We start from the raw sequence: 13,435 nt of genomic DNA on the forward strand, positions 1-13,435 counted from the left end.
ATTGTGCTTGGGAAGACGGGCGGATGGTGCCATGAAAGAGATCAATCAAGGGCGGTGTCAGACCTTCCTGGGATGGTGGGCCCGCAGTGGAATTTTATAATGTAATCTGCGCGCAGCGCAGTCCTTCGGATCACGCCACAGCGTCCCGCCTTTAACATGATACACTCAGTATCGCCGATGTCCCAAGAGCGCGAAGCGCGGCAGGGTATCGGCGATTCAAGTTTAAGGCGGGGCGCTTTAGCCCTCCAGCGCCACCTCGACCTCTGTCAGTTCCGTCAGCGAGGCACCGATCAGACGCAGCGCCGACAGCGACATCTGGCTGCCCGCCGTCGCGGCACCGCCCAGCGGAAGCAGTGTCACCGCCGAGGATTTCCCCGTCGCCGGGTTGATCACCCGCCCTTTCGCCTCCGCCTCGACCAGGGGTGTCTTCAACCACAACCCCGGCTGGGTCGGATCCCCCAGGGACGCCACCGTTGTGCCCAGCACCCCTCCTCCGGCCGCCGCAGGCACAGCCGCCGCGGCACGCTGTTCCGGTGTCGTGGTGTCCAGCGCCTCGGCCGAGCGCGCGGCGGGCGGTGGCGGCGGGGCCGCCGTGGCAAGGTCAAGCGTCGGTATCTCGTCCGTATCAGACGAGACAAAGGGATCAATCGGCCCCTCCTGCACAGGCGCGCCCGCCTTGCGCCCGAGGCCAAAACGCTCTGTCACCGCGGCGCAGCCCGCCACGCCCAGAACCAGCACTGTCAGTATCAGAATTCTTTTCATGACCGCAGGCTACCGCCCGCCCGGCCCCACATCAATCTGAGAAATGCCGCTTGCGGGCTTTCCGGCGGGCTATTACCTATGAGACATGAATGCTCCATTGATCGACCCATTCGCCCGCGCCATCACCTACCTGCGCGTCTCTGTCACGGACCGCTGCGATTTCCGCTGCGTCTACTGCATGTCAGAGAACATGACCTTCCTGCCCAAGAAGGAATTGCTGACGCTTGAGGAACTGGACAGGCTCTGCTCCACCTTCGTGGGCCTTGGCGTGCAAAAGCTGCGCATCACCGGGGGTGAGCCGCTGGTGCGCAAGGGCATAATGACTTTCTTTGACAGCATGACCCGCCATCTGGACACAGGCAGGCTCAAGGAGCTGACCCTGACCACCAATGGCAGCCAGCTGGAACGTTTCGCGGATGATCTCTATGCCGCCGGTGTGCGCCGGGTGAACATCTCCCTCGACACGCTGGATGATGCCAAATTCGCCGATATCACCCGCTGGGGCCGCCTGCCCCAGGTGCTGCGCGGCGTCGATGCAGCGCAAAAGGCGGGCCTGCGGGTCAAGATCAACGCGGTGGCGCTGAAAGGCTTCAACGAGGAAGAACTGCCCACCATCACCCGCTGGTGCGCCGAACGTGACATGGACCTGACCTGGATCGAAGTCATGCCGATGGGCGATCTGGGCAACGAGGACCGCCTGGGCCAGTACTGGTCCCTCAAGGACGTCCGCGCCCGCTATGCGGAACATTACACCGTCACCGATCTGGCAGAGCGTTCGGGCGGCCCCGCCCGCTATGTCCGGCTTGAGGAAACGGGTCAGAAAATCGGCTTCATCACCCCGCTTTCCCACAACTTCTGCGAAAGCTGCAACCGCGTGCGCATCACCTGCACCGGCGAGATTTACATGTGTCTCGGTCAGGAAGACGTGGCCGACCTGCGCGCGCCCCTGCGCGCCAATCCCTCCGATGACGCCCCGCTTGAGGCGGCAATCCGCGCGGCCATCGACCGCAAGCCAAAGGGCCATGATTTCGACTATTCCCGCCAGCAGCTCGACGGCCAGATGCCCCGGCACATGAGCCACACCGGCGGCTGAGCCCGGCATGGCCCCCTTGCTCTACCGCGCCTGGGTGGGGGCCAGCATGCTGCTGGTGCCCTTTGCCGCTTGGGCTGTCACCCGCAAGCTGCGCCGCGCGGGCGTACCGGTGGTGCGCTGCCATGAAAAACTGGGCCATGCCACCGAACCGCGCGATCCTGACGCGCCGCTGATCTGGTTTCACGGGGCTTCCGTTGGCGAAACCCTGTCCGTGCTCGCCCTGATCACCCGCATGGGTGTGGCCCTGCCGCAGGCGCAGTTCCTGATCACCTCCGGCACCGCCACATCCGCCGCGCTGGTGGCGCGCCGTTTGCCGCCGCGCTGCGTGCACCAGTTCGCGCCGCTGGACGCGCCCGGCCCCCTGCGCCGGTTTCTGCGTCACTGGCGGCCCGATGCGGCGATCTTTGTGGAAAGCGAGCTTTGGCCGCAGATGCTGCGCCGCACCCGCGCCCAGGGCGCGCGGATGGCGCTGGTCAACGCCCGCCTTTCGGCCAAATCAATCGCCAACTGGCGCAGGTTTCCAAAAACCGCCCGCTATCTGTTCTCGGTCTTCGACTTGATCCTGACCCAGAATGACGCGATGGCAAAGGCCATGGTCGAAATCAACGCGCCCCCCGACCGGGTCGCCCGCGGCATCAATCTCAAGTCGATGGCAGGCCCGCTGCCCCAGGACGAGGACACCCTGTTCGAGGCCCGCGCCGCCCTTGGCCGCCGCCCGGTCTGGATCGCCTCTTCCACCCATCCGGGCGAGGAACAGGCGGTGCTGGCCGCGCACCAAAACCTGCTGCACCGCTGGCCCGACCTCTGCCTGATCCTGGCCCCGCGCCATCCTGAACGCGGTCAGGAGGTGATGAACCTGATCGCGGGCGCGGGCCTCAGCCTGACCCGCCGCACCCGCGGCGACATGCCGGGGGGGCAGGTTTTCCTAGCCGACACCATGGGCGAGCTGGGCACATGGTATGCCCTTGGCGATATCGTCTTTCTCGGCGGTTCCCTGCGGCCCATCGGCGGGCATAATCCGTTCGAAGTGGCACAGGCAGGTGCCATGGTCCTGTCCGGCACCCATGTCACCAATTTTGCGGAAACCTATGCGGTGATGGAAACACGCGGCGCGGCGCGGCTGATCGCGGATGGCGACGACCTGGCCCACCGAGTTGCAGACCTGCTGGCCGACAAGGACGCCCTGCAAAAGGCCAGGGCCGCCGCCGCTGCCTATGCCCGCGACCAGACCGACCTGCTCGACAGCATCACCGCGCGGCTGGTCAAGGCGCTGGAGCTTGGCCCCGATGCCTGAGCTTTTTGTCACCAACTACAATCCCAACTTCACCGGCGTCTCGGCAACAGCGGCCAATGTGATCCGGCAGCAGATGACGCGTTACGAGCTTGCGCTGGTGGGCCAGCCCCTGCCCGGCTGCCCGGTGCCGCTGTCCCCGGCACAGGCCCATCTAGCCAGCCGCATCGGCCCGCCGGAAAACCACCCTTTCGCGATCTGGCACGTCCGCCGCAACCCCGAGATGCGCAGCGCGATCTGGCTGCGCGATGTCCGCCGCGCGCCGATCCGCATCGTCTTTACCTCTGCGGCACAGCGGTTGCATTCCGCCTATCCGCGCTGGCTGATCAGCCGCATGGATGCGGTCATCGCCACCACCGACAAGGCCGCCGGATTTGTCCCCCATGTCCGCGCCGTTGTGCCGCACGGGGTCGATACCGATCTGTTCACCCCGGCACCGGACCGCGCCGCCGCATGGCGCGCCCTGGGGTTCGGCGGCAGGCGCGGGATCGCCACCGTGGGGCGCATCCGCCCCGAAAAGGGAACAGATGTCTTTGTCGAGGCAATGCTGCGTTTCCTGCCCGATCATCCGGATGTCACCGCCCTTGTTGTCGGGCGCGCGGGCGGCAAGTTCGAGAGCTTTCTGTCCAGTCTCAGGAACAAAGTCACGGCGGCGGGGCTGACAGATCGCCTGCGCTTTGTCGGTGAAATCCCGGCCCCCGACCTGCCCGCCCTGATGCGCGCCCTGTCGCTGGTCATGCAACTGCCCCGCTACGAAGGCTATGGCATGGTCCCGCTCGAAGGGATGGCCAGCGGCACCCCCTTCGTGGGCAGCGAGGCTGGTTATTACCGCAGCTTTTCCGATGCGGGCCGCACCGGCACAATTGTGCCCCTCGACAATGCCGAAGCCGCCAGCGCCGCCGCAGCGGCCCTGCTTGACCGAACCGATGACATTGCAGAGGCCGCCCGCCAAACGGCCCTGACCCGGTTCAGCGCCCGCGCCGAAGCCGATGGTATAGATGCGGTCTATCAATCGCTCTGGCAGGGCTGACACGGGCGCTCCGGTTGGCTTCCTGGCGCATCCCCCGCTTCTTTATGCCAAAAATACTCCAGAAAAACGCCTGCGCGGCGCGCACCACCCGGGTCACGCGAAACGGGACGGATCCCGGCCCGCCCCGCGCAAATGATCAGGCCGCAGGCATCCGCTGTTCGACAACGCCCGCCCACCAGCTGCATCCCGCCGGGATCGCCTCGTCGTTGAAGTTGTACATCGGGTGATGCACCATCGCGCCCTCGCCATTGCCGACAAGGATGTAGGCCCCTGGCCGTTCCTCCAGCATAAAGGCGAAATCCTCCCCCCCCATGACCAGCGGTGCCTCGTCGCATTGGCCAGACACGCTGCGCGCCACATCGGCGGCAAAGTCGGTCTGCTCGGGGTGGTTCACCATCACCGGATAGTTGCGCTTGTAGTTCACCCGCGCCACGGCCCCGAACGTTGCCGCGATCCCTTCGCAAATCTCGGTCACGCGCTTTTCTGCCAGATCGCGAAGATCGTTGCTCAGGGTGCGCACGGTTCCCATCAGGTTCACCCGCTGCGGGATCACGTTGAACGCCTTGGAGGAGGATTCAATGGACGTGATCGACACCACGATATTGCCGATGGGGTCCGCATTGCGGCTGACAATGGTCTGCAACGCGGTAATGATATGCGCCGTCACCACCCCGGTATCAATCGTCTCTTGCGGCTTGGCCGCATGGCCGCCCAGGCCCTCGACCTCGATCTCCAGCAGATCGGTCGCGGCAAAGAACGGACCGGTGCGAATGCCGAAACTGCCGGTGGGCATGCCGGGCCAATTGTGCATGCCATAGACCTCCTGAATGCCCCAGCGCTCCATCATGCCGTCATCGCACATGACCTTGCCACCGCCGCCGCCCTCTTCGGCGGGCTGAAAGATCACCACCGCCGTACCGTCGAAATTGCGCGTTTCCGCCAGATATTGCGCTGCCCCCAGCAGCATCGCGGTATGGCCGTCATGGCCGCAGGCATGCATCGCATTCGCTGTCTTGGAGGCATAGTCGAGCCCCGTCTGCTCGTGAATCGGCAGCGCGTCCATGTCGGCGCGCAGCCCGATCACCTTGCCCGATGCGGTGGACTTGCCCTTGATCACGCCCACCACCCCGGTGCGGCCGATCCCCTCGACCACCTCGTCACAGCCAAAGCCGCGCAGCTTTTCAGCGACCGTGGCCGAGGTGCGATGCGTCTCGAACAGGATTTCGGGGTGTTCATGCAGATCACGCCGCCAGGCGGTGATGTCATCATGCAGTTCGGCAAAGCGGTTCTTGACGGGCATCGGGTATCCTTTTCGATGGTTTGGGGCACGGGGCCGCCTCGAAGAGTCGGCTGCCTGCAAAATGTCCGGCAGATGGGCGATCCGCCCACCTTTCGCCTTGGTCTATCCCACCGGCATCCGGGTTTCCACCAGTTCGGCAAACCACGTACAACCCGCCGGAATCGCTTCGTCGTTGAAGTCGTATTCCGGGTGGTGCAGCGATGCGCTGTCGCCGTTGCCGATCATCATATAGGCACCGGGCCGCGCGTTCAGCATGTAGGAAAAATCCTCGCCCGCCATCACCGGCGGCAGGTCGCGCAGCACGCCGGGGGCCACCTTGTCGGCCATGTCGGCGGCAAAATCGGTCTGGTCGGGGTGGTTGACCGTCACCGGGTAGCCGCGCGTATAAGTGATCCCTGCCTTGCACTGATAGGCCGCTGCGGTATGGGTCACCACCTCGTGAAACCGCGCTTCGGCGAGGTTGCGCACTTCTTCGTCGAGCGTGCGCACCGTGCCCCGAAGCCGCACGGACTGAGGCAGGATGTTGTGGCTGTCGGTGTCGCTTTGGACCGTGGTGACGGACACGACCACCTGTTTCACCGGGTCCACGTTGCGCGAGGCAATGCTTTGCAGCGCCACCACCACATGCGCCGCCGCAAGGTTGCTGTCCGCGCCGTTATGCGGGGCCGCCGCATGGCTGCCGCGCCCTTCGATAATGACCTCGAATTCATCCGCCGCCGCCAGCAGCGCCCCGTGACGGATCGCGAATTCACCCGCCGGAAAGAACGGCATGTTGTGCATGCCGTAAACTTCCTGCACACCCCAACGGTCCATCAGGCCGTCCTTGACCATCTCGTTGCCGCCGCCGCCGCCCTCTTCGGCGGGCTGAAAGATCAGCACACAGCGGCCATCGAAATTGCGTGTCTCGGCCAGATATTGCGCCGCGCCCAGCAGCATCGCGGTATGCCCGTCATGACCGCAGGCATGCATCTTTCCCGGCACCTTCGACGCATAGTCCAGCCCCGTCGCCTCGGTGATCGGCAGCGCATCCATATCCGCCCGCAGCCCCAGCGTCCGCCCGGAGGTGTTCGTGCGCCCCTCGATCACCGCCACAAGCCCGGTCCTGCCGATGCCAGTGGTGATATCCGTGATGCCAAAACTGCGCAGCTTCTCCTCGACGAATTTCACCGTCTCATGCACATCGAACAGCAGTTCCGGATTTTCATGCAGATGCCTGCGCCAGGCGGTAATCTCGGCATGGGTCTCGGCAAAACGATTCTTGATAGGCATGAAATGTCCTTCGCATGAAGTGTGTCAGAGAGGCGGCAGCCGGATCGGGCTTCCATCGGTGAATCGGCTGGCGCGGAATCTGGTCAGATCATGGCCCACCTCGTCCCCCATGACCAGAGCGGCCAGGCAACGCCCCGCCCCCGGCCCGATCCCAAATCCATGGCCTGACATGCCGGTGCCGATCACCAGCCCCTCTATGTCGGGGCTGCGGTCCAGCACCGGGACAACATCGGGCATGGTGTCGATCATCCCTGCCCAGGCCGCCTTGACCGTGACCGGCCCCAGACCCGGATACAGAGCCGCGAAATCGCGCCGGACCCGCGCCACCAGCCGGGCGTTCGGCGCGGGGTTCAGTATCCGCATCCGCTCAAACGGGCTTTGATCCTCTGCCCCCCAGCGGCGCGGCGTGCGCCAGCCATCGGGAAAACCGCGCGGCGCGGCCGGGCGATAGGTCTGATCGAAGGGGGCCGCACGCAACTGCGGCAGGTAATGCGGCAATGCGCGAAAAGCATCCGGCCCGATGAACAGTTCCGCCACACCGCCCGCCGCCAGCGTATAGCCACCATCCGCACGCCGCCGGAAAGCCAGCCGTTTGTCCGCTGCGGCCCCGGCATGAACATCCGCGATCGGGGCGGTCGCCACCACCGTCTCGCGCACCGAAAGTTGCGGCAGGGAAATGCCGTGATTGCGCAGGAACAAGGCCGACCAGGCCCCGCCTGCCAGAACCACCTGTGCGCAGGTGATGCGCCCGGCTTCGGTAAAAACCCCGGTGATCCGCCCCGCCGCGACGTCCAGCCGACGCACCGCGCAGCCCTCCACGATTCGCACGCCTGCGCGCGCGGCAATGCGCGCCAGTGCCGGCACCGCCAGCCAGGGCTCGGCCCGCATGTCGGAGGGCGTGGTCATTGCCCCGGCATAACGCCGCGCAAGCCCCGGAAACATCGCCGCCACCGCGCCGGGGTCCAGCATCCGCGTGTCCACCCCATGTGCCGTCGCGATCCCGGCCCAGGCCTCATAACCCGCCATCTGCCGGGCGTTGTCGGCAAGATAGGTCACCCCGGTCTGGCGCAATCCGATATCCATATCGGCCTCGTCAGCCAGTTCGCGCCACAGCCGCAGCGCCTCGATCATGATCGGCAATTCCGCAGGGTCGCGGCCCTGCTGGCGTATCCAGCCCCAGTTGCGCGAGGATTGCTCGCCCGCGATGCGTCCCTTTTCCAACAGGGTGACGCGGCGCCCGGCGCGCGCCAGATAAAGCGCGGTGCAGACCCCGATGACGCCGCCACCGATCACCACCACATCGGTCTGCGATGGCGGCGGTCCGGGATAGACCGCCCGATTGTCCAGCGTGATCGGAAACCCGCTCAATTCAGGTGCCCCCGTCCCGGAACAGGGCGCAGGCCCCACTTCTTTATGCCAGAAATACTCGGAACGAAGGCCGCCACAGATCGCCACGGCAAGGATGATCTCTTACCCCGGCATTCATCCCTAAGCTGCATCAGGCCCCCAGACGCGCTACCAGCTTCTTCATGAAATCATGGCCCGCCTCGAACTGGCTGACCTCGATGAATTCATTGGGCTGATGGGCCTGGTCGATGCTGCCCGGCCCGCAGATCACGGCGGAATAGCCCGCCGCCTGGAACTGCCCGGCCTCGGTGCCATAGCTGACCTTGTGACTGGCATTGTCGCCGGTGATCTGGCGCACCAGCGTCTCGGCGGCACCCTCTTCCTCGGGCTGCAATGCAGGCACGTCGAAACGCTCGGAAATGTCGATCCGCGCCTCCGGCACCACCGATTGCATCTGCTTTTCCACCGTGCGCACCTTCTTGAGATAGGCGGTGGCCCAGGCATCCTTGTCCTCGCCGGGGACCACGCGGAAATCCATCGCAAAGTTGCAGTCCTTGGCGGTGATGTTATGCGCCGTCCCCCCCGAGATCACACCCACATGCAAGGTGGTGAAGGGCGGATCGAACATCGCGGCCAGCGCCGTGGGTTTGGAGGCCATGTTTTCGGTGTTCATTTCATTGGCCCATTCGATCAGCTTGGCACCGGCCATGATCGCATTCACACCCTTGTGCAGCATCGAGGAATGGACCTCGAAGCCGATCAGATGGGTGTCAAAACCGATGCCACCCTTGTGCCCGGTCACAGCCTGCAAACTTGATGGCTCACCCACGATCACGGCAGAGCCCTTGGGCAGCACCGGCTGCATCGCCGCGATCATCGGCGGCGCGCCGGTACAGCCGACCTCTTCGTCGAAACTCAGCGCCACCTGCAAAGGCCGGGTGACACCGGCATATTTCGCCTCCACCAGCGCCCAGAGCGCGAGCGCGTCGAATCCCTTCATGTCGCAGGTGCCACGGCCAAAGTATTTGCCGTCCTTTTCGACCACGGTGAACGGGTCACTGTCCCAGGGCTGCCCGTCGATCGGCACCACGTCGGTGTGCCCGGACAGGACCACCGCGCCCTCTTCCCACGGGCCCACATGGGCAAAAAGCGCGTGCTTGGGCTGTTCGGGGTCGATGTAGCGGTGGGTTTCGATGCCGTGGCTGCCGAGGTAATCCGCCACCCAGTCAATCAGCGGAATATTGGTGTCGCGGCTGACGGTCGGAAAGCTGATCAGTTTCTCCATCAGCTGAAACGGGGTCATGCGGTCGGTCATTACGGCTCCATCTGCTAAGGGGCCCGTTTTCTTCGAAGAAAACGGACCGAAATTTTCCAAAATTTCGGCACCCGGACCCCCACCGTCAATAGCCGCTGTCGCTGGTCAGCACCAGATGCCCCGGCTCGACTTCCCTGTACTCAGACGGGCCCGCGACGTAATCGACCGAATGGATCGGCGACGGGATCGGTTTGAAATTCAGCTCGCTCTCCTTCTTGCGCTGGCGCGGGTCCGCCACCGGCACGGCCTTCATCAGGGCCTGGGTATAGGGATGCTGCGGATTTTCGAAAACGCTGCTGCGCGGCCCCAGTTCCACGATGCGCCCCAGGTACATCACGCCGACCTGATGGCTGACCCGTTCGACCACCGCCATGTCATGGCTGATGAACAGGAACGACAGCCCCAGTTCGGCCTGCAATTCCATCATCAGGTTCAGCACCTGCGCCTGAACGCTCACATCCAGCGCGCTGACCGCCTCATCGGCGATGATCAGCTTTGGGTTCAGCGCCAGCGCACGGGCAATCGCGACCCGCTGGCGTTGCCCGCCCGACAATTCATGGGGGAAACGGCGCATGAAGCTGCGTGGCAGTTCGACCCGGTCGAACAGCATCTCGACCCGTTTGCCGACATCGGCCCCCTTGAGCGTTCTGAAGTTGTGGATCGGCTCCGCCACCTGATCGGCAAGCTGCATCTGCGGGTTGAGCGAGGCGAAAGGATCCTGAAAGATCATCTGCATGTCCAGCCGCGCGGTACGCAGATCGCGCTGGTTCAGCGCCATGATGTCCTTGCCGTCAATGTTGATCTCGCCCGACAGCGGCTCCACCAGCCGCAGAATCGACCGGCCCGCCGTGGATTTCCCGCAGCCCGATTCCCCCACCAGGCTCAGGGTCTGCCCCTTGTTGATGCTGAACGACAGATCCTCCACCGCATGAACATTGGCCACCGTGCGGCGCAGGAACCCACCTGTGACCGCAAACCGCGTGGTCAGGTTCCTGACCGTCAGCAGGGTCTCGTTGGTGCCCTTGATCGGCTTGATCTCCTGGCCCCTGGTGCCCAACAGCTTCATCGGCTCGGGATAGGCCTTGCCGGTCATCTCGCCCAGTTTGGGCACAGCCGCCAGCAGCGCCTTGGTATAGGCGTGCTTGGGGTTTTCGAATATCTCCTCGACGGGGCCCTCCTCGACCTTGAGACCGCGGAACATCACCACCACGCGGTCCGCCATCTGGGCCACCACCGCCATGTCATGGGTAATGAACATCACCGCCGTGCCGGTCTCGCGCTTGAGGCGGTCCATCAGGGCCAGAATCTCTGCCTGAATCGTCACATCCAGCGCCGTGGTCGGCTCATCCGCGATCAGCAGGCGCGGCTCGCAGGCCAGCGCCATCGCGATCACCACGCGCTGGCGCATGCCGCCCGACAGCTCGTGCGGATATTGTTTCAACCGCCGCTCCGGCTCCGGGATGCGGACCTGTTTCAGCAGCGCCAGCGCGCGTTCTTCCGCCTGCGCCTTGCTGAGGTGCTTGTGCAGGCGCAGCCCTTCGGTCATCTGGCGGCCGACCGTGAAAACCGGGTTCAGCGCGGTCATCGGTTCTTGAAAGATCATCCCGATCTCATTGCCCCGGATGCGGCGCATCAGGGCCTGATCGGTCTGGGCGAGGTCGATTTCCCCTCCCTCCGAGCGATTAAAAAGCAGGCGACCACCCGCGATTTCGCCGCCGCCATATTCGATCAGGCGCATCAGCGACAGCGAGGACACCGATTTCCCGGAACCGGATTCGCCCACAACACAGACGGTTTCGCCGGGTTTGATGTCAAAACTGACATCTTCGACCCCTACAACCGGACCGTCCTTGGTTTGAAATTCGACACGTAAGCCCTTGATTTGCGCTATCGGTGCCGCGCTTGAGTAATCCAGCATGACTTCCCCCGGTGAGATCCGCGAATGCAGTTGGCAAACGCTACGGCCAATCCGAACCTGCGTCAAACCACTGTCGCCCGAACAGGGTTGAAATTGCATTCGGCAAATCTCTGGGCTTGCATTTCTGCGAAAAACTGTTTCGATACTGCGCATGCGCTCCGGCGGGCGGGTCCGCACTTTTTTGGTATTTTTCCAAGTTTACGCAAGGTTAGGGACCAAAGTTAATCCGGCCTTCGGGTGGCAAGACAAGACGGGTACAACCCCGTTGCAGAACGCGGCGCACCAAAGCGTCCAACAAGGAGTATAATATGAAACTGAGAACCATACTGATGGGTGCAATCGCCACAACGGCCTTTGCACCACTCGCGCTGGCCGAGGGCGAGCGCGGCAGGGACGGCGAGGTCAAGATCATCTATTGGCAGGCCCCCTCCATCATGACCCCCTATCTGTCCGGCGGCACAAAGGATCTTGAGGCGGCCAGCCTCGTGATCGAACCGCTGGGCCGCTACGACGAAACCGGCGCTCTGGTGCCGTTTCTCGCGACCGAAATCCCCACCGTCGAAAACGGCGGCGTCAGCGAAGACCTGAAATCCATCACCTGGAAGCTGAAAGAGGGTCTGCTGTGGTCCGACGGCACACCGGTGACATCGGCTGATGTGAAATTCACCGCCGAATACTGCATGCATCCCGAAGGCGGCTGTGCACAGGGTGCGAAGTTCGATGGCGTCGACACCATCGAGATCATCGACGACCTGACGCTGACGGTGAACTTCACCGAAGCCAAGCCAAACCCCTATGGCCCCTTCATGGGCGCGCAATCGCCCATCATTCAGGCAGCCCAGTTCGCCGATTGCCTTGGTGCCAAGGCACCCGAGTGCACCGAGGCCAACTTCAACCCGATCGGCACCGGTCCCTTCATGGTGACAGACTTCCGTCCCAACGACGTGATCCAGCTGGAAGCCAACCCGAATTACCGCGACCCAAGCAAGCCTGCCTTTGCGACAGTGACCTTCAAGGGTGGCGGCGATGCCGTCGCGGCGGGTCGTGCCGTCATGGAAACAGGCGAATACGACTATGCCTGGAACATGCAACTGGCCCCCGACGTACTGGCCAAGATGGCCGAAGCGGGCAAGGGCAAGCCGATCTCGGCCTTTGGTACGCTGGTCGAACGGCTTGAGATGAACCTGACCGATCCTTCGCCTGATCTGGCAGAGGGTGAACGCTCCACCGTGGCGCATCCGCACCCGATCCTGTCGGATTTCAAGGTGCGCAAGGCGCTGTCCATGGCCATCGACCGCGAACTGCTGGTCGAAGTGGGCTATGGCCAGGCCGGTCGCCCGACCTGCAACCTGGTGCCCGCACCGGCGCTTTATGCCTCTGACAACACCGAATGTCTGACGCAGGACATTGATGGGGCCAAGGCGCTGCTGGAAGAAGCCGGCTGGACCGACACCGATGGTGACGGCGTGCGCGACAAGGACGGCAAGAAACTGTCCCTGCTCTATCAGACATCGACCAACGCCGTGCGTCAGGACTTTCAGGCGCTGATCAAGGATTGGTGGAGCCAGATCGGTGTCGAAACCGAGTTGCGCAACCTCGATGCTTCCGTGTTCTTTGGCGGTGACCCCGGTTCGCCCGACACCTTCCAGAAGTTCTATGCGGACGTGGAAATGTACGCCAACAACTTCGACGGCACCGACCCGCAGGCCTATCTGGCGGCGTACCGCTGCGGCAACGAACCCAAGCCAAGCAGCCAGTGGCAGGGTGAGAACATCAACCGCTTCTGTTCGGAAGAATACGACGCCCTGCTGGACGATTTGTCCCGCACAGGCGAGCTGGACAAGCGCGGCGAGATCGCCAAGCAGCTCAACAACATGGTGACCAAGGACACGATGACCATCGTGCCGCTGGTGGACCGTGGCCGTGTCTCTGCGGCGTCCAACACGCTGGGCGGTGTGATCCTGAATACATGGGATTCCGAACTGTGGAACATTGCCGATTGGTATCGCATCAAGGAATGATGTAGCCGGTGGGGCGCGCAAGCAATTGCGCGCTCCTATCCGGTGGCTGTCCCGTCGCGGTTTGCGGTTGCCCAACCCGATCCGACCCA

10 protein-coding genes are annotated in these 13,435 nt (G+C 63.8%); 4 read left to right on the top strand and 6 right to left on the bottom strand.

Features of this window, described 5'->3' with window-relative positions; translation table 11 throughout:
• Positions 1-237: 237 nt before the first annotated feature.
• Complete coding sequence (locus A8B82_RS02555; protein ID WP_067287841.1) at positions 238-762, bottom strand: lipoprotein; 525 nt, start codon at positions 760-762, stop codon at positions 238-240.
• An 85-nt stretch (positions 763-847) separates the two neighbouring features.
• Here A8B82_RS02555 and moaA point away from each other — a divergent pair, with 85 nt between their 5' ends.
• From moaA to A8B82_RS02570, 3 genes are read left to right on the top strand one after another with little or no spacing between them, the layout of a single operon-like run.
• Positions 848-1,855: a GTP 3',8-cyclase MoaA gene (gene moaA / locus A8B82_RS02560; RefSeq protein WP_067287842.1), complete on the top strand. Its 1,008-nt coding sequence runs from the start codon at positions 848-850 to the stop codon at positions 1,853-1,855.
• Between the two features lie 7 nt (positions 1,856-1,862).
• Entirely contained in the window at positions 1,863-3,149 is a 1,287-nt protein-coding gene (locus A8B82_RS02565; protein WP_067287844.1) for a 3-deoxy-D-manno-octulosonic acid transferase, read from the top strand.
• Positions 3,142-4,176, top strand: coding sequence for a glycosyltransferase family 4 protein (locus tag A8B82_RS02570; RefSeq protein WP_067287846.1), 1,035 nt, complete (start codon positions 3,142-3,144; stop codon positions 4,174-4,176). The genes A8B82_RS02565 and A8B82_RS02570 overlap by 8 nt, the downstream gene beginning before the upstream one ends.
• Positions 4,177-4,312: 136 nt before the next feature.
• Here the strand turns inward: A8B82_RS02570 and A8B82_RS02575 are convergent, their stop codons facing one another.
• From A8B82_RS02575 to A8B82_RS02595, 5 genes are all read right to left on the bottom strand, one after another.
• A complete protein-coding gene (locus tag A8B82_RS02575) occupies positions 4,313-5,476 on the bottom strand; it encodes a M20 aminoacylase family protein (protein WP_067287847.1) in 1,164 nt (387 codons plus the stop codon).
• Positions 5,477-5,578: 102 nt separating this feature from the next.
• Positions 5,579-6,745: a M20 aminoacylase family protein gene (locus tag A8B82_RS02580; RefSeq protein ID WP_067287849.1), complete on the bottom strand. Its 1,167-nt coding sequence runs from the start codon at positions 6,743-6,745 to the stop codon at positions 5,579-5,581.
• Positions 6,746-6,769: 24 nt separating this feature from the next.
• On the bottom strand, positions 6,770-8,113 hold the full coding sequence (locus tag A8B82_RS02585) for an NAD(P)/FAD-dependent oxidoreductase (RefSeq protein ID WP_067287851.1): 1,344 nt from the start codon (positions 8,111-8,113) through the stop codon (positions 6,770-6,772).
• Between the two features lie 130 nt (positions 8,114-8,243).
• The gene (gene argE / locus A8B82_RS02590) at positions 8,244-9,407 is read right to left on the bottom strand and encodes an acetylornithine deacetylase (protein WP_067287852.1); all 1,164 of its coding nucleotides are present in this window, start codon (positions 9,405-9,407) and stop codon (positions 8,244-8,246) included.
• An 85-nt stretch (positions 9,408-9,492) separates the two neighbouring features.
• On the bottom strand, positions 9,493-11,325 hold the full coding sequence (locus tag A8B82_RS02595) for an ABC transporter ATP-binding protein (RefSeq protein ID WP_067287853.1): 1,833 nt from the start codon (positions 11,323-11,325) through the stop codon (positions 9,493-9,495).
• Positions 11,326-11,633: 308 nt separating this feature from the next.
• Between A8B82_RS02595 and A8B82_RS02600 the strand changes: the two genes are divergently transcribed.
• Positions 11,634-13,346: a peptide ABC transporter substrate-binding protein gene (locus tag A8B82_RS02600; RefSeq protein ID WP_067287855.1), complete on the top strand. Its 1,713-nt coding sequence runs from the start codon at positions 11,634-11,636 to the stop codon at positions 13,344-13,346.
• Positions 13,347-13,435 lie beyond the last annotated feature (89 nt).

The sequence above is a fragment of the Sulfitobacter sp. EhC04 genome (assembly GCF_001650875.1).
Lineage (GTDB): Bacteria > Pseudomonadota > Alphaproteobacteria > Rhodobacterales > Rhodobacteraceae > Sulfitobacter.

Bases quoted from the DNA above. Each gene is read 5' to 3' on its own strand.
- A8B82_RS02565 (WP_067287844.1), top strand. From the start codon at position 1,863: ATGGCCCCCTTGCTCTACCGCGCCTGGGTGGGGGCCAGCATGCTGCTG.
- moaA (WP_067287842.1), top strand. From the start codon at position 848: ATGAATGCTCCATTGATCGACCCATTCGCCCGCGCCATCACCTACCTG.
- A8B82_RS02575 (WP_067287847.1), bottom strand. From the start codon at position 5,476: ATGCCCGTCAAGAACCGCTTTGCCGAACTGCATGATGACATCACCGCC.
- A8B82_RS02580 (WP_067287849.1), bottom strand. From the start codon at position 6,745: ATGCCTATCAAGAATCGTTTTGCCGAGACCCATGCCGAGATTACCGCC.
- A8B82_RS02600 (WP_067287855.1), top strand. From the start codon at position 11,634: ATGAAACTGAGAACCATACTGATGGGTGCAATCGCCACAACGGCCTTT.
- A8B82_RS02555 (WP_067287841.1), bottom strand. From the start codon at position 762: ATGAAAAGAATTCTGATACTGACAGTGCTGGTTCTGGGCGTGGCGGGC.
- A8B82_RS02570 (WP_067287846.1), top strand. From the start codon at position 3,142: ATGCCTGAGCTTTTTGTCACCAACTACAATCCCAACTTCACCGGCGTC.
- A8B82_RS02595 (WP_067287853.1), bottom strand. From the start codon at position 11,325: ATGCTGGATTACTCAAGCGCGGCACCGATAGCGCAAATCAAGGGCTTA.
- argE (WP_067287852.1), bottom strand. From the start codon at position 9,407: ATGACCGACCGCATGACCCCGTTTCAGCTGATGGAGAAACTGATCAGC.